Source organism: Propioniciclava coleopterorum (assembly GCF_011393335.1).
GTDB classification, from domain to species: domain Bacteria; phylum Actinomycetota; class Actinomycetes; order Propionibacteriales; family Propionibacteriaceae; genus Propioniciclava; species Propioniciclava coleopterorum.
Map to the genome: position 1 here is coordinate 2,328,631 of NZ_CP049865.1, position 17,953 is coordinate 2,346,583.

15 protein-coding genes and 1 pseudogene are annotated in these 17,953 nt (G+C 73.0%); 7 read left to right on the top strand and 9 right to left on the bottom strand.

What is annotated here, in order from left to right:
• Positions 1-4: 4 nt before the first annotated feature.
• From G7070_RS11110 to G7070_RS11115, 3 genes are all read right to left on the bottom strand, one after another.
• Positions 5-832: an ABC transporter permease gene (locus G7070_RS11110; protein WP_206079739.1), complete on the bottom strand. Its 828-nt coding sequence runs from the start codon at positions 830-832 to the stop codon at positions 5-7.
• The gene (locus G7070_RS17865; RefSeq protein WP_206079740.1) at positions 829-1,020 is read right to left on the bottom strand and encodes a hypothetical protein; all 192 of its coding nucleotides are present in this window, start codon (positions 1,018-1,020) and stop codon (positions 829-831) included. Before G7070_RS17865 ends, G7070_RS11110 begins: the two co-directional genes overlap by 4 nt.
• Positions 1,021-1,310: 290 nt before the next feature.
• Complete coding sequence (locus tag G7070_RS11115) at positions 1,311-2,402, bottom strand: GDSL-type esterase/lipase family protein (RefSeq protein ID WP_166233798.1); 1,092 nt, start codon at positions 2,400-2,402, stop codon at positions 1,311-1,313.
• 87 nt (positions 2,403-2,489) lie between these two features.
• Here G7070_RS11115 and G7070_RS11120 point away from each other — a divergent pair, with 87 nt between their 5' ends.
• Entirely contained in the window at positions 2,490-4,967 is a 2,478-nt protein-coding gene (locus tag G7070_RS11120; RefSeq protein ID WP_166233799.1) for a glycoside hydrolase family 2 TIM barrel-domain containing protein, read from the top strand.
• 64 nt (positions 4,968-5,031) lie between these two features.
• Here the strand turns inward: G7070_RS11120 and xylA are convergent, their stop codons facing one another.
• Positions 5,032-6,210: a xylose isomerase gene (gene xylA / locus G7070_RS11125; protein ID WP_166233800.1), complete on the bottom strand. Its 1,179-nt coding sequence runs from the start codon at positions 6,208-6,210 to the stop codon at positions 5,032-5,034.
• Between the two features lie 133 nt (positions 6,211-6,343).
• On the opposite strand from xylA, the gene G7070_RS11130 reads away from it, so the two are divergent.
• Entirely contained in the window at positions 6,344-7,564 is a 1,221-nt protein-coding gene (locus G7070_RS11130) for an ROK family transcriptional regulator (RefSeq protein ID WP_206079741.1), read from the top strand.
• Positions 7,565-7,728: 164 nt separating this feature from the next.
• Here G7070_RS11130 and G7070_RS11135 read toward each other — a convergent pair whose 3' ends face one another.
• Positions 7,729-9,153 carry a right-handed parallel beta-helix repeat-containing protein gene (locus G7070_RS11135; RefSeq protein WP_431977944.1) on the bottom strand — a complete coding sequence of 475 codons (1,425 nt, stop codon included), beginning with the start codon at positions 9,151-9,153 and terminating at the stop codon, positions 7,729-7,731.
• Between the two features lie 15 nt (positions 9,154-9,168).
• Positions 9,169-9,716, bottom strand: a pseudogene (locus tag G7070_RS17870) (DUF1565 domain-containing protein); the annotation flags it as partial.
• A gap of 508 nt (positions 9,717-10,224) precedes the next feature.
• Between G7070_RS17870 and purD the strand changes: the two are divergent.
• The 3 genes from purD to G7070_RS11155 all read left to right on the top strand — a co-directional run bounded on the left by purD (position 10,225) and on the right by G7070_RS11155 (position 12,339).
• Entirely contained in the window at positions 10,225-11,499 is a 1,275-nt protein-coding gene (gene purD, locus G7070_RS11145; protein ID WP_166233802.1) for a phosphoribosylamine--glycine ligase, read from the top strand.
• Positions 11,496-12,026: a GNAT family N-acetyltransferase gene (locus G7070_RS11150; protein WP_166233803.1), complete on the top strand. Its 531-nt coding sequence runs from the start codon at positions 11,496-11,498 to the stop codon at positions 12,024-12,026. Before purD ends, G7070_RS11150 begins: the two co-directional genes overlap by 4 nt.
• A gap of 73 nt (positions 12,027-12,099) precedes the next feature.
• Positions 12,100-12,339 carry a DUF6582 domain-containing protein gene (locus G7070_RS11155; RefSeq protein WP_166233804.1) on the top strand — a complete coding sequence of 80 codons (240 nt, stop codon included), beginning with the start codon at positions 12,100-12,102 and terminating at the stop codon, positions 12,337-12,339.
• A gap of 3 nt (positions 12,340-12,342) precedes the next feature.
• On the opposite strand, the gene G7070_RS11160 is transcribed toward G7070_RS11155, so the two are convergent.
• Both G7070_RS11160 and G7070_RS11165 read right to left on the bottom strand, forming a co-directional pair.
• Positions 12,343-13,014, bottom strand: coding sequence for a DUF4232 domain-containing protein (locus tag G7070_RS11160; RefSeq protein ID WP_166233805.1), 672 nt, complete (start codon positions 13,012-13,014; stop codon positions 12,343-12,345).
• A 70-nt stretch (positions 13,015-13,084) separates the two neighbouring features.
• Positions 13,085-14,077 carry a L,D-transpeptidase family protein gene (locus G7070_RS11165; RefSeq protein WP_166233806.1) on the bottom strand — a complete coding sequence of 331 codons (993 nt, stop codon included), beginning with the start codon at positions 14,075-14,077 and terminating at the stop codon, positions 13,085-13,087.
• Positions 14,078-14,270: 193 nt separating this feature from the next.
• Here G7070_RS11165 and purB point away from each other — a divergent pair, with 193 nt between their 5' ends.
• Positions 14,271-15,704, top strand: coding sequence for an adenylosuccinate lyase (gene purB, locus G7070_RS11170; protein ID WP_166233807.1), 1,434 nt, complete (start codon positions 14,271-14,273; stop codon positions 15,702-15,704).
• Positions 15,705-15,755: 51 nt separating this feature from the next.
• Here the strand turns inward: purB and G7070_RS11175 are convergent, their stop codons facing one another.
• Positions 15,756-16,520: an SDR family NAD(P)-dependent oxidoreductase gene (locus G7070_RS11175; RefSeq protein ID WP_166233808.1), complete on the bottom strand. Its 765-nt coding sequence runs from the start codon at positions 16,518-16,520 to the stop codon at positions 15,756-15,758.
• Positions 16,521-16,566: 46 nt separating this feature from the next.
• On the opposite strand from G7070_RS11175, the gene G7070_RS11180 reads away from it, so the two are divergent.
• Positions 16,567-17,814: a DMT family transporter gene (locus G7070_RS11180; RefSeq protein ID WP_166233809.1), complete on the top strand. Its 1,248-nt coding sequence runs from the start codon at positions 16,567-16,569 to the stop codon at positions 17,812-17,814.
• Positions 17,815-17,953: the final 139 nt, after the last annotated feature.

The window sequence follows — 17,953 nt, forward strand, 5'->3', positions numbered from 1 at the left end:
ACCCTCACCACAGGCTCGAGCCGACGAGCTTGCGGGACAGGAAGTTGGCGCTGAGCACCAACGTCAGCCCGATGACGGACTCGAAGAGTCCGATGGCCGTGGCGTAGGAGAAGTTGTTGCTGACCAGGCCGACGCGGTACAGGTACGTCGAGATGACGTCGGCGGTCTCGTAGGTCAAGGGGCTGTAGAGCAGCAGGATCTTCTCGAAACCGACCGCGAGGAACGTGCCGATGTTGAGGATCAGGAGCGTGACGATCGTGGGCAGGATGCCCGGGATCGTGACGTGCAGCGTCTGCCGCCAGCGGTTTGCCCCGTCGATGCGGGCCGCTTCGTAGAGGTTCTCGTCGATCTGCGTGAGCGCCGCGAGGTAGAGGATCGTGCCCCAGCCCATCGTCTGCCACACGTCCGAGGTGACGTAGATGGTGCGGAACCAGCTCGCCTCCTGGATGAAGTTGATCGGGGTGCCCCCGACCGCGCTGATGAGCTGGTTGATCGACCCCTCCAGGGAGACGATCTGCAGGATCATGCCGGCCACGATCACGATCGACAGGAAGTGCGGCAGGTAGGACGCCGTCTGCACGAACTTCTTGAACTTCTTGCTGCGGAGCTCGTTGAGCAGCAGCGCCAGGATGATCGGCATCGGGAAGCTGACCAGCAGCGTCAGCCCGCCGAGGATCACCGTGTTGGTGAAGACCTTCCAGAACGTGGGGTCGTTGAGGAACATCTCGATGTAGCGGAAGCCCACCCAGGACTCGCCGAACATGCTCCCGCCCGGCTGGAACTTCCGGAAGGCGATGACGTTGCCGAGCATCGGCACGTACCGGAAGATCACGAAGAAGGCGAGGGGAGCAGGGCGAGCGCGTACAGCTGCCAGTCCTTGCGGAACGCCTTGCGCCACGTCACCCGGTGTTTGGGCACCTTGCGCGGCTTGCTCGCGTTCATGGCGGCGAGCACCGCGGGGTCGCCCTGGGGTTCGCCCGTGGGCAACGCGGCCGGGTCGGCCGTATTCGTCGACGACATGCCACTCCCTCGTGTCGAATCCGAAGTTTCGGAAAGTTTCGTCGTGTCCGAGACTAGGGGGAGCGCTTTAGTTGTGTCAATAGACTTATCCCGATTGCCCCGAGCCCCGCCTGGACGCCGACGCGCACCCGGCGAGGGCGGGGGGCGCCGCCGTTCGGGCCAGCGTGCCGCGACAAGGGCGGATGGGGATCCCCCGTGGCGGGCATTCGGGTCACGATCGGGTGACGGGGCGTCCGCGATCGGTGCCGCCGAGCCGAGGGCTCGTCGTCGAGGTGATGTCGGTGGGGGCCTCAGGCCGCCGGGAAGCCGATCGCCCGCGCGTGCCGGGCGAAGCGCTCGCCCAGGATCTGGTAGCCCTCGGCGCTGGGGTGCAGCCCGTCGGGCAGCAGGGCGGCGTCCGAGGGGCCGAGCAGGTCCCGCCCGTCGGTGAAGGTGAGGTGCGCGTCCTCGCGGGCGGCGAGCACCTCGGCGATCAGGCCGCGGATCGCGCCCACGCTCAGCGCCCCGTTCACGACGTCCGCCGGGTCGCCCTGCGGGTGCGCCCGGCCCTCGGCATCGAACCAGAGCGGCCCCGGCCGGTCCTCGCCGTCGGGGAAGGCGATGGGGGAGAGCAGCAGGATCGGCGTGGCGGGCCTGCCCTCGCGGATCGTGTCCAGGAAGCCGTGCAGCGCCGGCGCGAACGTCCGTGCCGTCATCGTCGCGCCGTTCTGGATGTTGATCCCCACCGCCAGGCTGATCGCGTCGGCGTCCGAGTCGCGCAGCGTGCGGGCCACGAACGGGTCCAGCATCGCCTGGCCGCCGAAGCCCAGGCTCTGCAGGCGCAGGCCCAGCCGGCGCGCGGCCAGCGCCGGCCAGGTCAGCAGCGGCCCGGCCGCGCCCGAGCACTGGCTGATGGAGGACCCGTAGTGCCACCATCGCGTGCGGGTGTCCTCGGGCAGTTCCCGCAGCCCGGACGCGTCCACGCCGGCGATCTCGGTGACGCCGCCCGGCGGCAGCCACAGCTCCACGGGGCCCTCCCCGGCCGGCAGCGGCACCCGCACGTCCACGAAGGGGGCGTGGCGGTCCGGGACGCCGTCGTCGGTGAGCGTGCAGACCCGCTCGAGGGCCGCGGACGCCTCGGCGTCCCCGCGCAGCGCGGTCACGAGCTGCGGCGGCGCCGCCTCGGGGTGGTAGACGGCCGCCCGCAGCCGCAGCGTCACGGCGTCCGCCGTCGGCCACAGCCGCAGCCGCACGCCCGAGCCGCCCCGGACGCCGCGGTGCATGTCGGCGGGCACCTGCGGCACGGTCCAGCGGGGGAGCCGGCGCGGGATCACGCCCGTGGGTGTGGCCTCGAGATCCAGCGCGCCCGCGACCTCGATGCGCGGATGGGGGAGCGTGAGCATCGCAGCCTCCTGTGAAACGATTTTGTTACGCTGTGATCCTAAAGCCTCGAGCCCGTCCGGCGCCCGCCGCCGCCCAGGAGGAACCCGATGACCGAGTTCGTCTTCCGTCGCCCGCTCAACACCGACTGGATCTGCACGCGTCCGGCCGGGCACTTCGAACGCGTCACCGGCACCAGGCCTCCCGCCCGGGCCGTCCGGCTGCCCCACGACGCCATGCGGGACGCCGACCGCACCCCCGACGCCCCCAGCGGCGGCTCGTCGGGTTACTACCCCGGCGGCGCCTGGCGCTACGAGCGCGTCCTGGACGTGCCCGCCGAGTGGGCCGGCCGACACGTCGGCCTCACCTTCGACGGCGTCTACGGCAACGCCCGGATCTTCGTCGACGACGTCCAGGTCGCGCACCGGCCCAACGGGTACGCCCGGTTCCACGTCGAGATCGGCTCGCACCTGGTCCCCGGCACCCCCGCCACCATCCGGGTGGACGTCCGCACCGGTCAGGACAGCCGGTGGTACTCCGGCGCGGGCCTGTACCGCGGCGTGGAGCTCGTCGTCGCCGACGGGGTGCACCTGGCGCCCGACGGCGTCGTCGCGACCACCCCCGAGGTCGACGACGAGTATGCGGCCGTCGAGGTCGTCGCCCACGTCGTCAACGACACCGCACGGCTGCGCGTCGTCCGCGCCCGCTTCGCCCTCGCGGACGCCGGCGCGCCGGTGGCGGCCGAGGACGCCCCCGTCACCGTGCCCGCGCGCAGCACCATGACGGTGCGCCGCAAGCTGTGGATCCCGAACCCGCGCCGCTGGTCGGTCGAGGACCCGCACCGCCACGACCTCGCCGTCCGGCTGTACGACGGCGAGGAGACCCTGGACGAGACCGCGCTGCGCGTCGGCGTCCGGACGGTGCAGGCCGACCCCTACCGCGGCCTGCGGATCAACGGGACGCCGCTGAAGCTGCGTGGCGCCTGCATCCACCACGACAACGGCGTCCTGGGCGCCGCCGCGCACCCGGAGGCGGAGGCGCGCAAGATCGCCCGGCTCAAGGCCGCGGGGTTCAACGCGGTGCGCATCTCGCACAACCCCGCCTCCCAGGCGCTGCTGGAGGCGTGCGACGCCCAGGGCATGCTCGTGATGAACGAGGCCTTCGACGCGTGGGGCGCCGAGAAGAGCCCCACCGACTACGCCGGACACTTCGACCGCTGGTGGGCCGACGACCTCGCCGCGCTCGTGGCGTCCTCGGTGAACCACCCCAGCGTGATCATGTACTCCATCGGCAACGAGATCCCCGAGCTGGGCCGCGCCGACGGGCGGATCACCGGGCGGCTGCTCGCCGAGGAGGTGCGCAGGCTCGACCCGACCCGCCTGGTCACGAACGGCATGCAGATGCTCTTCCTGGTCGACCTGGACCGGCAGATGGAGGAGGCCGGCGGCCTCAACCAGTTCATGGGCGGTGTGATGGACCGCACCGCCGACGGCGGCCAGGGCTTCGCCGCCGGCCAGAACGTCCTGGCCACCACCCCGCGGGCGGACGCCGCCGTCGAGGAGGCCTGCTCGGTCCTGGACGTGACCGGCTACAACTACGCCGAGGCGCGCTACGCCTACGACGCCGAGCACCGGCCCACCCGGATCAGCGTCGGCTCGGAGACGTTCCCCAGCCGGATCGCGCACAACTGGAACCAGGTCGAGGCGCACCCGCAGGTGCTGGGCGACTTCACCTGGGTCGGGCACGACTACCTGGGCGAGGCCGGCATCGGCGGGCACGCCTACGCCGAGCAGGGGGCGACCTTCCCCTACGGCCTGGGCTACCCCAACCTGACCGCGGCGTGCGGCGACCTGGACCTGCTGGGCGAGCCGCTGCCGATCGCCGCCTACCGGGCGCTCGTCTTCGGGCTGCGCACCGCGCCGGCGATCGCCGTCGAGCGGCCCCAGCACCACGGCTGGACCATCCCGGCGCCGAACGCGTGGCAGTGGACCGACACGATCGCCTCCTGGACGTGGCCCGGTGCCGAGGGGCTCACCACCATGGTCGAGGTGTACGCCGACGCCGACGAGGTCGAGCTGTTCCTGGACGGCCGCAGCCTCGGTCGCGCGCCGGTGGGGGACCAGCGCCTCCTCGTGGCCCGCTTCGAGGTCGCCTACGCGCCCGGCGAGCTGGTCGCCGTGGCGCTGCGCGACGGGGCTGAGGTGGGGCGCACGTCGCTGGCCACCGCGGGCGAGGTGGCCGCGCTGTCGCTGTCCCGGACCGACGTCGCGCCCGACGGGACGCCGACCGTCGCCGACCTGGACGCCGACGGCGGGCTGACGTTCGTCACCGCCGAGCTGGTGGACGCCGCGGGCCGCCGCAACACGGGGTCGGACCGACTGCTCCGCGTCGAGGTGAGCGGCCCCGGCGAGCTGATCGGGCTGGGTAGCGGCGCCCCGCGCACCGAGGAGCGGTTCGACGCGTCGCAGGTGACCAGCCACGACGGCCGCGCCATGGCCGTCGTCCGCGCCACCGGCCCCGGCGAGATCGTCGTCCGCTTCGCCGACGCCGACGGGCTCGCCGCCGAGGTGGTCGTCCCGGCCGTCTGAGCCCACGACGCCCAACGGCGCCGGCCCCGCGAGGGGGCCGGCGCCGTTGCGCGTGCGGGGAGCGTCAGCCGATCAGGTGCATCAGCGCGAGCTGGTGCAGGTTGACGTAGTGGTAGTCGCGCTCGGCGGCCGCGTCCACGTCGAACGCCTCGTCCTTGGCCAGGAAGTCGGCCACCGACTCGCCCTCGGCGAGCGTGGGCTCGGCCAGGTCGTAGACGCCGGACAGCTTCATGGCCTCCTGCACGGCCGGGTCGGCGCGGAAGGCCTTCGCCTTCTCCGCCAGCTGCAGGTAGGTCTCCATGTTGGCCGCCGCCGACTCCCACACGCCGGCCATGCCGTCGGTGCGCGACGGCTTGTAGTCGAAGTGCACCGGGCCGGTGTAGACGTGGGCGTCCGGGGTGGCCGCGAAGCCGTTGACCAGCAGGTCGACCGTGAAGAACGCGCTGAGCAGGTCGCCGTGGCCGAAGACCAGGTCCTGGTCGTACTTCGGGCCGTGCTGGCCGTTGAGGTCGATGTGGAACAGCTTGTCGCAGTACAGCGCCTGGGCCAGGCCGTGGGTGTAGTTCAGGCCCGCCATCTGCTCGTGGCCCACCTCGGGGTTCAGGCCGACGATGTCGCCGTGCTCCAGCGTGGCGATCAGGCCCAGGGCATGACCGATCGTGGGCAGGAAGATGTCGCCGCGGGGCTCGTTCGGCTTGGGCTCCAGGCCGATGCGCAGGTTGTAGCCCTTGTCCTTGATGTACCCGGCGACGGTGTCCAGGCCCTCGGCGTAGCGGGCGTGCGCGGCGTAGAGGTCCTTGGACGAGTCGTACTCCGCGCCCTCGCGGCCGCCCCACATCACGAAGGTCTCGGCGCCGAGCTCGGCGGCCAGGTCGACGTTCTTGAGCACCTTGCGCAGGCCGAAGCGGCGCACGGAGCGGTCGTTGGAGGTGAAGCCGCCGTCCTTGAACACCGGGTGGGTGAACGTGTTGGTGGTGACCATCTCGATCACCAGGCCGGCCTTGTCGGCGGCGTCCTTCAGCTGCCCGACGATCCGGGCGCGGGTCGCGTCGTCGGCGTCGAACGGGAAGACGTCGTTGTCGTGGAACGTGATGCCCCAGGCGCCGAGCTCGGCGAGCTTGTCGCTGTACTCCCAGGGATCGAGCGTCGGGCGCGTGTTGACGCCGAAGGGATCCGTGCCGGTCCAGCCGACCGTCCAGAGCCCGAACGAGAACTTGTCCTCGGGAGTTGGTTTCCGCACCATGTCTGAAGCCTCCTTGCTTTTGTATTTTCAAAAAACTTATACTGTGCATGCTCTACAGTCAAGGGCAATCGCACGGACCCGACGCCGACCCCGAAGCCTGGCGCGCGGCCGATCAGGAGACGATGGAGGAGCAGTGGCCAGCTATCGCGTGGGGCGTCCCGTGCCCGACGAGCGCCCCGACGCGGTGCGCCAGTCGAGCCTGCGGTCGCTCAACCTCGCCACCGTCATCCAGCGCGTGTTCGGGGCGTCGGCGCCCCTGTCGCGCGCCGACGTCGCCGCCGACACGGGCCTGACCCGCTCGACGGTGTCGCGGCTGGCCGACGACCTGATCGCCGGTGGCCTCATCTCCGAGAGCGAGCCGCAGACCGACGGCCAGCGCGGCCGCCCCGCCGTGCCGCTCGTGCCGGCGGGGCTCACGTGGTTCGCGCTGGGGCTCGAGATCAATGTCGGTCGGCTGTCGGCGCGCGTGATCGACCTGACCGGGCAGACGCTGGCCTCCGAGGTGGCCGACGTCGACCTGCGCGACTCCCAGGCCGAGCCGGTGATCGCGCAGTTGGGGGAGATGGCGCGGCGCGTCCTGTCCTCGGCGGACGTCGGCACCACGCTGGCGGGCGTCCAGGTGGCGCTGCCCGGCCTGGTGGACGTCGACGCCGGCGTCCTGTTGCGGGCGCCCAACCTGGGCTGGTGGGACGTGCGTCCGCGCGAGGCCCTCGCCGCAGCCCTCGACCTCGACCCCGCCCTGATCGGGGTCGGCAACGAGGCCGACTTCGCGGCCGAGACGATCGCCTGGGACGCCCCGGGCCGGCCCTCGGACATCGGCGAGTTCCTCTACGTCTCCGGCGAGGTCGGCATCGGGTCGGCCCTGGTCACCTCGGGCAAGGCGATGGCCGGCGGCCACGGCTGGGCCGGCGAGATCGGGCACGTCTGCGTCGACCGGCACGGCCCGGTCTGCGCGTGCGGGGCGCGCGGGTGCCTCGAGGCGTACGTCGGGCAGGCCGCGCTGAGCGCGACGGCCGGCACCCGCGACACCGACGAACTGATCGAGCGGCTCGCGGCCGGCGACGCCCGCGCGCTGGAGGCCGTGACGGAGGCCGCCGAGACCCTGGGCGTCGTCCTGGCCGGCGCGCTGAACCTGCTGGACGTCGCCCGCGTCGTGCTCGGCGGTCACCTGGGACGCCTGGCCGCGCACCTCATCCCCGGCATCGAGACCGAACTGCAGCGCCGCGTGGTGGGGGCGCCGTTCGAGGCGCTGTCGGTGACCTCGGTGCCCGACGACCGCGACATGCCCTCCCTCGGCGCCGCCTACGTGGCGCTGCATCGCGTCCTGGACGACCCCGCCCCCTGGCTGGCCTGAGTCTGACCGGCCTGAGTCGGGCCGACCTGAGTGTGGCGGCCTGAGCCTGGCTGACCTGTGTCGCCTAGCGCGCCGGAACGGACGCCGCCCTCGCGCCGTCCGGCGCGGCTGCCCGGCTGGGCACCCGCACCGGCGTCACGCGAGGGCGGCGTCCGGGGTCCGGCTCAGTCCTCGGGCCAGATCGTCACCTCGTTGCGGCCCGCGGTGAGGCCGAACAGCGGGCCGGCGACGGCGGGCGCGTCGCGCCGCTCCCCGAGGAGGTCGACGTCGAGCACCAGCGGCGAGCCGTCCGGGTTGTCGAACTCGGCGTCCACCATGCGCACGCGCGGCAGGTCGGCCGTCGTGACGACGCCGAACCGGTGGTCGGCGACGGCCGCCGGCAGGGTGATCCCCAGCGTGACGACGCCGTCGACGTCGGTGACCCGCACGTCGGCGTCCTCGTCGCTGACGACCGCGCCGGTCTCGCCGGCGTAGGGCCGGGCGCCGCCGAGGTAGACGTTGTCGCGCAGGTACACCGGGTTCTTGAGGTTCCAGTAGACGTTGACGTCGCCCGGGAGCGCGGCGCGCACCGCCCCCATGTACTCCTCGAACGAGGCCGGGTGGCCGTCGTAGATGCCGGTGCCGTAGGTGATGAGCGCGTCCGGCCACAGCTTCGCGTCGTACGCCTGCGCGACCTCGGTCGGGTCGCCGCCGTTGCCGACGAACACGTTGCCGATCCAGCGGTCGTCGCCGCCGTAGATGGACGCGTACCCGGCGACCTCCGTCGAGTGCGGGACATGGTAGGGCGTCGGACGCTCCATCACGGGCTGCAGCAACACGGTGCCGGCCACGAGGTTGCCCACGTAGGCGCCGCCGTCGCTCATCGTCTCGATGGCCGCGGGGGAGGCGAACACGTTGTGGTCGACCACGTAGGGCCCGTGCGACACCTCGACGTAGAGGTCGCGGCTGTTGCCGTGCAGCACGTTGCGGGAGATCCGCGTGCCCTGGGTCTGCCAGTCGCTCCAGATCCCGAGCGCGCAGTCGTGGATGTGGTTGCCGACGATCTGGACGTCGATGGCGGCGTGCAGCTTGATGCCGCCGATCTCGTGGCCGTAGAACTCCCGCTTGGTGGCGACCGTGTGGATCTCGTTGCCCTCGATCGTGCTGAATACGCAGCCCAGGTGCCCGACGATGCCGTTCTGGCCGCAGTCGTGGATCAGGTTGTTCCGCACGATGTGCGAGCCGATCCGCTCCTTGTTCCAGCCGTACTGCCGCGCCGTGAAGACCGACTCGAGCTGGTACTGGTAGCCGGGCTTGTCGAGGCGGTGGGTGAAGTAGTTGTCGCCCGTCGAGGCCTCCTTGCCCAGCGACACCGCCGAGCACTTGGCGTCGTGGATGTGGTTGTCCTCGATGATCCAGCCCTTGGCCCAGTTGGGGCCGATCAGGCCCGGCTGGTCGGCCGTCGGGGGCGCCCACGGGGTCGCGGCGTGCGCCAGCTCGAAGCCCCGCACCGTGATCCAGTCGACGTGGTTGCGGCGCGGGTAGAACACCGAGCGGCGCACGTTGATCTCGACCAGGGCGGCGCGGGGGTCGGCGTCGCCCACGTTCACCCGGATCGTCGTCTCGTCGGTGCCGACTTCGGCGTGCCAGACCAGCAGCGTCCGGTCCGGGTCGGCGATCGGCATCACCTGGCCGGTCCGGTCGTCGACCACGGTCTCGCGCCGCTCGGGGACCGGAGCGCGTCGAGGTCGCCCGCCTCGTACAGGCTCACCCCGTCGAGGTAGACGTCGCCCAGATGGACGCGGGTGCCCGGCTCGAGCGGCCGCACCACCCAGTCACCCGCCAGTTCGATGGCGAACGGGTTCCAGTCGCCGAACAGGGCGTTGGGCACCGACGCGCGCCAGACCCCGTCGCCCTCGTCCTCCCAGCCGGTCACGGCCTCGGAGCCCTTGATGACGACGTGCTCGCCCTCGGCGGCGGCGTAGGTGATGCGCCGGCTGTCGCTCAGGCCGCCCCGACGGGGGTCGACCCACTCGCGGTACTCGCCGCCGTGCACCAGGACGGTGTCCCCGGGGAGGGCGAGTTGCGCGGCGTGGTTGATGGTCCGCCAGGGCGTCGCCTCGCTGCCGTCGGCTTGGTCCGACCCGCTCGTGCTGACGTGATAGACGGTCATGGCTTCCTTTCATCGTGGCGCGCCCCACGGTGGGGCGCGCCGGTGGGTGTCACTTTCCGATGCCGGCGGTGAGGCCGCTGAGGAGTTGGCGGCGTCCGACGATGTAGAGCAGCAGGATGGGCAGCGTCGAGAGGACGACGGCGGCCAGGACGGCCGGGATGTTCACCTGGTACTCGCCCAGGACGGCCCACAGGCCCAGCGGGCATGACCCGCAGGTTTTGTTCTCCGAAGATACCAAATGCTGCGCAGCTTGTGAAAGGGTTTAGTTGCGCGGATAGACCGATTCAAAACACCTTGTCAGACGCGGTGTGAGGCGCGGCAGGTAGGTCGGGAAACCGATCACCCGGCGAGGAAAGCGGTACCCCGTATGCGCCTGCCGGGCCACCAGTGCCGACCGCATTTTGAGTGATGACGACTAGATAACGATCCAGATCCCCCCGGCGCTCGCGTTTCCCGGCGGAGCGCGCCCGGTCGAGGGTCGCGCCCCTGCATCGGTAGGCTCCGCCCCATGGAACAGCTCACCGTGCTCGTGCTCGGCGGCGGCGGTCGCGAACACGCGCTGGCCCTCGCGCTCGCCGCGGACCCCTCCGTCGCCGGACTGCACTGCGCCCCGGGCAACCCCGGAACCGCCGCCGTGGCCACCAACCATCCGGTCGATCAGACCTCCGGGGACGCCGTCGTGGCGCTCGCGCGCGACCTGGACGCCGACCTCGTCGTCATCGGGCCCGAGGCCCCGCTCGTGGCCGGGGTCGCCGACGCCCTGCGCGCCGCCGGCATCCCCGCCTTCGGGCCTTCGGCGGCGGCCGCCACGCTCGAGGGCTCCAAGCAGTTCGCCAAGGACGTCATGGTCGCGGCCGGCGTCCCCACCGCAGCGTCGGTGTACTGCACCACCGTCGACGAGGTCGCGGCCGCGATCGACGGGTTCGGCCCGCCCTACGTCGTCAAGCAGGACGGACTGGCCGCCGGCAAGGGCGTCATCGTCACCACCGACCGGGACGCCGCCCTCGCCCACGCCGCCGACGCGCTCCCCGCCGTCGTCGAGGAGTACCTCGACGGGCCCGAGGTGAGCCTGTTCGCGATCACCGACGGCGTCACGGCCGTGCCGCTGCTGCCCGCGCAGGACTTCAAGCGGGTCGGCGAGGGCGACGCCGGGCCCAACACCGGCGGCATGGGGGCGTACACGCCCCTGCCGTGGGCGCCCGAGGGCCTGACCGAGGCGATCATGGCGCGGGTCGTGGAGCCGACCGTCGCCGAGATGGCCCGCCGCGGCACCCCGTTCGTCGGCCTGCTGTACGCCGGGCTGGCGCTCACCTCGCGCGGGCTGCGCGTGGTGGAGTTCAACGCCCGCTTCGGCGACCCCGAGACCCAGGCCGTGCTGTCGCTGCTGGAGTCGCCACTGGGCGAGGTCCTGCACGCCGCCGCGACCGGACGCCTCGCCGAGGTCCCCCCGCTGCGCTGGCGCGCGGGCTCGGCCGTCATCGTCGTGCTCGCCGCCGACGGCTACCCCGGAACCCCGAGCCTCGGCGGCGCGATCTCCGGGCCGCGGCTGGACGGCCGCGACGGCGACGTGCACCTCGTGCACGCAGGGACGCGGCTGGCCGGCGACACGCTCGTCGCGTCCGGGGGTCGCGTCCTCGGCGCGGTGGCCCGCGGCGCCGATCTGTCCGCGGCCCGCGTCGCCGCCTACGCCGCGATCGACGACCTGGACGCGCCCACGCTGTTCCACCGCCGCGACATCGCCGAGCGCGCCGCCGCCGGCCTCATCGAGACGCCCACGCTGTGAGCGGCCATCGTCTCCGTCACTGGCGCGCCGACGACGCCCACGTCCTGCTCGCCGCCGTGGCGGGCGACATCGACATCGCCCGGCAGTTGCCCACGCTGGAGACGGTTTCGGACGCCCACGCGCACATCGCCAAGACCTCGGGGGACGACGATCGGGTCGCCTTCGCGATCGTCGACGGCGAGGATGCGGTGGTCGGCGGCATCGCTGCGGTCCTCAACCGGACCATGCGCACCGCCTGGGTGTCCTACTGGCTGCTGGAGCACGGACGCGGCCAGGGGCTGGCCACCCGGGCGACCGTGGCGCTGTCGGAGTGGCTGTTCGAGCACAACATCCACCGCCTCGAACTGGCGCACCGGCTCAACAACCCCGCCTCGCAGCGGGTGGCCGAGCGCGCCGGCTTCGTGCGCGAGGGCATCATGCGCGAGGAACTCGAGTACGACGGCGTCCGCTACGACACCGCGCTCATGAGCCGACTGCCGGGCGATCCCACCCCTGACGTCGAGCCGCTGCCCGGGCTGCGGCGCTGATCCCTCCCGGGGTTCCGTGCGGGGGCCGGACGTGACAGGCTCGAGGTCTCAAACCCCTGAGGAGGTGGAGGTCATGGCACGACTCGACAGCGAGGAACGCGACGACCTGCCCGATTCCGCGTTCGCGTTCCCGGAGCAGCGCAAACTCCCGATGGTGGACGCCGACCACATCCGCAACGCCATCGCACGCTTCGACCAGGTCGAAGACGTCACCGACGCCGACCGCGACAAGGCGTGGAAGCGCCTGGTCGCGCAGGCGCGCAAGCACGACATCGAGGTCTCCGAGGACTCCTGGCGCGAACTGGGGCGGTGACCCTCAGCCGTCCAGCGCCTCGGACGCGGTCCGCCCCCAGCCGTGCAGCGTGACCGGGGAGTCCGGTCCGATGTCGGTCTGGTCCACCCACGTGCCCGCGCCGAGCCCCGGCACGGTGAAGGTCACGCGGGCGGCGCGGTCGCCCGGGTCCAGCGAACTGCCGCCGCCGCGCCACTGCAGCATGAGGAAGGCGCTCTCACCCGGGGCGACGTCGAGCGGCGTCACGGGCCGGTCGACACGCTCGGGCGCACCCGGTCGGCCGTCCGCGTTGACGAAGCCGAGTTCGGGCAGCCGGTCGAGCGCCACGGTCTCGGGGCGCCCGCAGTTCCTCACCTCGACGGGGAGGTAGCGCCGGCCCAGCGCCGCCTCGACGACCCCGAACCGGAAGACCGGCGACCCGTCCGGGCAGGTGTTGGACGGGTTACTGGGCGCGAACGCGTCGGGCCCGGTGGCCGTCGGCGGCGTCCCGGGCGTGGGTGGCGTGGTCGCCGGGGTGGCGCGCGGCGGCGAGGGCGTGGCCGTGGGGGAGACGGGTGCGGGCTGGGACGGCAGCGCCGTCGGCGCGGGAGCGGGGGGCGCGTCCGGCCGGACGCTCGACAGCACCAGCGCGATGGCTCCGCCGGTGGCCAGGGCGACGGTCGCCGCGGCGAGGGCCGCCCGCGTCAGGGTGTGCATGCTCCGATCCCATCACGGGCTCGGGCCGCGCGGGAGCGTTCCGGGACCTCGCCCCGTACGACCCCGGTCGTCAGTAGACGACGACCTTGGCGCCCACCGGGGTGTTGTCGAAGAACCACTTGGCGTCGGAGAGGCTGGCGACGTTGATGCAGCCGTGGCTCGACCCGGCGTAGCCGCGCTTGGCGAAGTCGCCCGAGTAGTGCACGTACATGTTCGGGTTGAACTTGATCGAGTAGGGCATCGACGCCTCCCAGCGGTCCGAGAACGCCTTGGCGTCCTTGGCGTACACGCTGTAGCGCCCGCTCACGGTGGGGAAGATCCGCAGCTTGCCGTTGTCGTCCTTCGTCATGCCGCCGAAGCGCACGTTGATGGTCTTGACGGCCTGGCCGTCGCGCAGCAGCGTCAGCGTGCGGTTGCCCTTGCTGGCGCACAGCACCACGCCCGCCGCGCGGCAGGACGCCGGAGCGGCGTTGGCGCCGGGGCCGCGTCCGGACGCCAGGGCCGCCCAGGTCTCGGGTCCGATGATCGCGTTGTCAGTGATCCCGCGGGACCGCTGGTAGTTGAGGACCGCGTTGGCCGTCGACTGCCCGAAGGTGCCGTTGGGCGTCCCGACGAACAGCTTCAGCCCGGCGAGGATCTCCTGCGCCTTCTGGACGCAGCCGCCCTTGGCGTTGAGGGCGAGGGACTGCCCGGTGCAGGCTCCCACGTCCACCGGAGCCGCCGGGGCGGCCGGCTTCGTGGACGCCGCCTTGGTGGGCTTGGGGGTGCTGGACGCCTTCGGCTTGGCGGTCGTCGGCTTGGCCGAGGTCGGCTTCGCCGTGGCCTTGGGGGTCGGCTTCGGGGTCGCCGTCGCGGACGTCACCGGTGCCACGCTGGGCGTGGGCTCCGGGGTCGCGGTCGTGGGCTCGGGCATCGGCGTGGCCGGGGGTGTGGTCTCGGGCGCGGCCAGCGGGGTCTCGATGGGCGGTGTCGGTGCGAGGGCGACCTGCGGCGGCTGCACGGCACAGGCGGTGAACAGCGGTGCGACGGCCAGACACACGATGGCTGCGGCTCGGCGCTTCATCGGTTGCTCCTTCGGGGGAAGACCCGCCGTCAACGGCGGGCGTAGTACTGCGAGGTAAGCGTCTCGCCCGCGCGTCGGCGCCGCAACCCCGCGCCGCGCGATCGTCGCCGGATCGTGACGCGGCGAACGCCGGACGGCGTTCTCCGGGCCCCGTGGGAAGATGTCCGGGTCACCCGTGCCGCAAGGAGAACCGATGAGCGTCCCCAACGTCCTCGCCACCCGCTACGCCTCGCCCGCGATGCGCGAGCTGTGGAGTCCCGAGGCGAAGATCGTCGCCGAGCGGAAGCTCTGGCTGGCGGTCCTCGGGGCGCAGCGCGACCTCGGCGTCGATTTCGGCGGCGACGATCCGGACGCCGTGATCGCCGACTACACCCGCGTCCTCGGCGACGTCGACCTCGGCTCGATCGCCGACCGGGAGCGCGTCACGCGCCACGACGTGAAGGCCCGCATCGAGGAGTTCAACGCCCTCGCCGGGCACGAGCACGTCCACAAGGGCATGACGTCGCGCGACCTCACCGAGAACATCGAGCAGTACCAGGCGCTGAGCTCGCTCAAGCTGGTCCGCGAGCGGATCGTGTCGGTGCTCGTCGCGCTGACGCGGCTGGCCGTCCAGTACCGCGACCAGCCGATCGCCGGCCGCTCGCACAACGTCGCCGCGCAGATGACGACGCTGGGCAAGCGGTTCGCCACCGCCGCCGACGAACTGCTCATCGCCTACGAGCGCGTCGACGAGCTGATCGCCCGGTACCCCGCCCGCGGCATCAAGGGCCCGGTCGGCACCGCGCAGGACATGCTCGACCTGCTCGGCGGCGACCCCGACAAGCTGGCCGCCCTGGAGCGCCGGGTCGCCGAGCATCTCGGCTTCACGCGCGTCCTGACCTCGACCGGCCAGGTCTACCCGCGCTCCCTCGACGTGGACGTGATCTCGGCGCTGGTGCAGACCGCCGCCGCCCCCTCCAACGTCGCCACATCGATCCGGCTGATGGCCGGCGCGGAACTGGTCACCGAGGGCTTCAAGGAGGGCCAGGTCGGCTCGTCGGCGATGCCGCACAAGATGAACACCCGCAGCTGCGAGCGCGTCAACGGGCTGTCGGTGGTGCTGCGCGGCTACCTGTCGATGGTCGGCGAGCTCGCCGGCGACCAGTGGAACGAGGGGGACGTCTCCTGCTCGGTGGTCCGCCGCGTGGCCCTCCCGGACGCGTTCTTCGCGATCGACGGGCTCTTCGAGACGTTCCTGACCGTCCTGGGCGAGTTCGGGGCGTTCCCCGCCGTCATCGAGGCCGAGCTGCAGCGCTACCTGCCCTTCCTGACCACCACCAAGGTGCTGATGGCCGCCGTCCAGCACGGCGTCGGGCGCGAGCAGGCCCACGAGGCCATCAAGGAGCACGCCGTCGCGGTCGCCCTGGAGATGCGCCAGAAGGGGCTCAAGGAGAACGACCTGCTCGACCGGCTGGCCGCCGACCCGCGCCTGGGGGTGTCCCGCGACGTCCTGGACGCCGCGATCGCCAACCCGCTGGAGCTCACCGGCTCGGCCGCCGCGCAGGTGCACGCCCTGGCCGAGCGGGTCCGCGAGGTGGCGACGCTGCACCCCGAGGGTGCCGCCTACGCCCCCGGCGACGTCCTGTAGCCGGCCAGCCTCGGGCGCGCGGGCGCAGCTGCGCGCGGGCGGGGTGTGCCCTCACGGGGCTTCGGAGGCGTACCACTCCTGGGCGCCGGCGGTCCTCCCGCCGTCGATCACCAGCGACTGCCCGGTGATGAAGGCGGCGTCCGCGCTTCCCAGGAACGCCACGGCGGCTGCAACCTCCTCGGGTCGGCCGAGGCGTCCCAGCGGTGCCAGCCGCGCGACCCGGTCGCGGTACTCCCGCCCGTACTCGCCCCACAGCGGCGTCTCGATCGCGCCCGGCACCACCGCGTTGACCCGGATGCCGGGGGCGTAGTCGACCGCGAGCTGCCGGGTCAGGCTGAGGATCGCGCCCTTCGCCGCCGCGTACGCGGGGAAGCCCTCGAACCCCTGCAGCGCGTGGATCGACGACGTGATCACCAGCGAGCCACCGTCCAGGCGGGGCAGCAGTGCGCGGGCCCCGAGGAACACCGAGTCGAGGCTGACCCGCAGCTGCGCGTGCCAGGCGGCGTCCGCCAGCTCGGTCAGGCGGGCGCGCTCGTTCCGACCGACGTTGAGGACGCCGACGTCCAGCGGTGCCCCCTCGGAGGCGATCGCGTCCCATGCGGCGGGGTCACAGGCGTCGAACAGCGCGGCCTCGGCCGTGCCGCCCGCCGCCCTGATCGCGTCCACCGTCGCGCGGGCGCCCGCAGCGTCCAGGTCGGCGACCGTGACGGCCGCGCCCTCGGCGGCCAGGCGAAGCGCGGTGGCGGCCCCGATGCCGGACCCGGCGCCGGTGATGAGGGCGGTGCGGCCGGCGTAGCGCCGGCAGGTCGTGTCCATGGCACCATCCCAGCACAGCCCGGCGACCCGCTACGGTGCTCGCGTGATGACGAGCCCGCCCCCGCGCGCGCTGTCGGCGCGCGTCGGGATCGTGCTGCTCGTCGTCGCCGGGTTGTCGTGGGGGACCTCCGGGGTGCTGGGGACGCTGCTGGTGCGCGCGTCCGGCCTGCCGTTCCTGAGCGTCGCCGCCTACCGCATCCTGGTCGGGGGGCTGCTGCTGACGGGATTCGCCCTCGCCGGACGCCGGTTCAGGCCGCCGCGGACGCGCGCGGGGATCCTGCGGATCGCGCTGCTCGGCGGGGCGTCCGCGGTGTTCCAGCTCGCGTTCTTCAGCGCGGTCGGCGCGGTGGGGGTGTCGGTGGCGACCCTCGTGGCGATCGGGTCGGCGCCGGTGTTCGTGCTGGTGGTCGACCTCGCCACGGGGCGGCAGCGCCTGCACCCGCGCCTGGTGGCCGCGCTCGCGTGCACCGCGGCGGGCCTCGCGCTGTTCATGGGGACGCCGCCGGCGGGCATCGACCCGGCCGAGGCGCTGCTCGGCTGCGGGCTCGCGGTGGTCGCGGGGGCGGCGTTCGCGTCCATCAGTCTGCTCGGCGCCCGGCCGCACCCGGACTTCGACGACGTCACCGGGACGGCGCTGGCCTTCGGGCTGGGCGGCCTCGTGGTGCTGGTCGTCGCGGCGGCGTCCGGCGGCCCGATCGCCTTCGCCCCGACGCCGGCGTCCGTGGCGCTGGTGCTGCTGCTGGGCCTGATCCCCTCGGCGGTGGCCTACTTCGCGTACCTGACCGGTCTGAAGGCGCACAGTTCCACCACCGGCGTCCTGGTGTCGCTGCTCGAGCCGGTGACGGGCGCGGTGCTCGCCGCCGTCGTGCTGGGGGAGCGGCTGCCGCCCGCCGGGCTCGTCGGCGCGGGGTTGCTGCTGGCGGCGGTGGCGCTGGTGGCGTGGCCGCCGCGCGGCTCAGCGCGAGAGGTGGACGCAGCAGGCGCCGGGCTCGGCGAAGGGGATCAGCTCGGCGTCGGCGTCCCCGAGGTGGCCTGCACGAGCCCGGCGTGGATCGCGCACACGACCCCCGTGTGGGCCTCGGCGGCGTCCAGGAGGGGGCAGGTGTGGAGCCGGATGGTCCGGTCGGCGACGGCGGGGGAGAACCCCAGATCCTCGAGCAGCCGGACGGCCGCCTCGGGTGACGGCGCGTCGGTCTTCGCCGCGCCCCACTCGCGCCCGATCGCGCGGGCCTGCGCGGCGGAGTCCGGGGACTCGTCCAGGTGGGCGGCCACCGCGCTGACGAGTTCGACGTAGGCGCTCACGGCGGGATCGCCACGTAGCGCCGACCGTCCCGCCCTGGTCAGGGTGTACCCCATCGCCGGACGCCCGCGGCCCGAGCGGGGGAGCGGCTCCGCGGACGCCAGGCCCGCCGCAACCAGGCCCTCGAGGTGGG

Excerpts from the sequence above, each read along its gene's own strand:
- G7070_RS17865 (WP_206079740.1), bottom strand. The coding sequence starts at position 1,020 with ATGTCGTCGACGAATACGGCCGACCCGGCCGCGTTGCCCACGGGCGAA.
- G7070_RS11115 (WP_166233798.1), bottom strand. The coding sequence starts at position 2,402 with ATGCTCACGCTCCCCCATCCGCGCATCGAGGTCGCGGGCGCGCTGGAT.
- G7070_RS11120 (WP_166233799.1), top strand. The coding sequence starts at position 2,490 with ATGACCGAGTTCGTCTTCCGTCGCCCGCTCAACACCGACTGGATCTGC.
- xylA (WP_166233800.1), bottom strand. The coding sequence starts at position 6,210 with ATGGTGCGGAAACCAACTCCCGAGGACAAGTTCTCGTTCGGGCTCTGG.
- purD (WP_166233802.1), top strand. The coding sequence starts at position 10,225 with ATGGAACAGCTCACCGTGCTCGTGCTCGGCGGCGGCGGTCGCGAACAC.
- G7070_RS11155 (WP_166233804.1), top strand. The coding sequence starts at position 12,100 with ATGGCACGACTCGACAGCGAGGAACGCGACGACCTGCCCGATTCCGCG.
- G7070_RS11160 (WP_166233805.1), bottom strand. The coding sequence starts at position 13,014 with ATGCACACCCTGACGCGGGCGGCCCTCGCCGCGGCGACCGTCGCCCTG.
- G7070_RS11165 (WP_166233806.1), bottom strand. The coding sequence starts at position 14,077 with ATGAAGCGCCGAGCCGCAGCCATCGTGTGTCTGGCCGTCGCACCGCTG.
- purB (WP_166233807.1), top strand. The coding sequence starts at position 14,271 with ATGAGCGTCCCCAACGTCCTCGCCACCCGCTACGCCTCGCCCGCGATG.
- G7070_RS11175 (WP_166233808.1), bottom strand. The coding sequence starts at position 16,520 with ATGGACACGACCTGCCGGCGCTACGCCGGCCGCACCGCCCTCATCACC.
- G7070_RS11180 (WP_166233809.1), top strand. The coding sequence starts at position 16,567 with ATGACGAGCCCGCCCCCGCGCGCGCTGTCGGCGCGCGTCGGGATCGTG.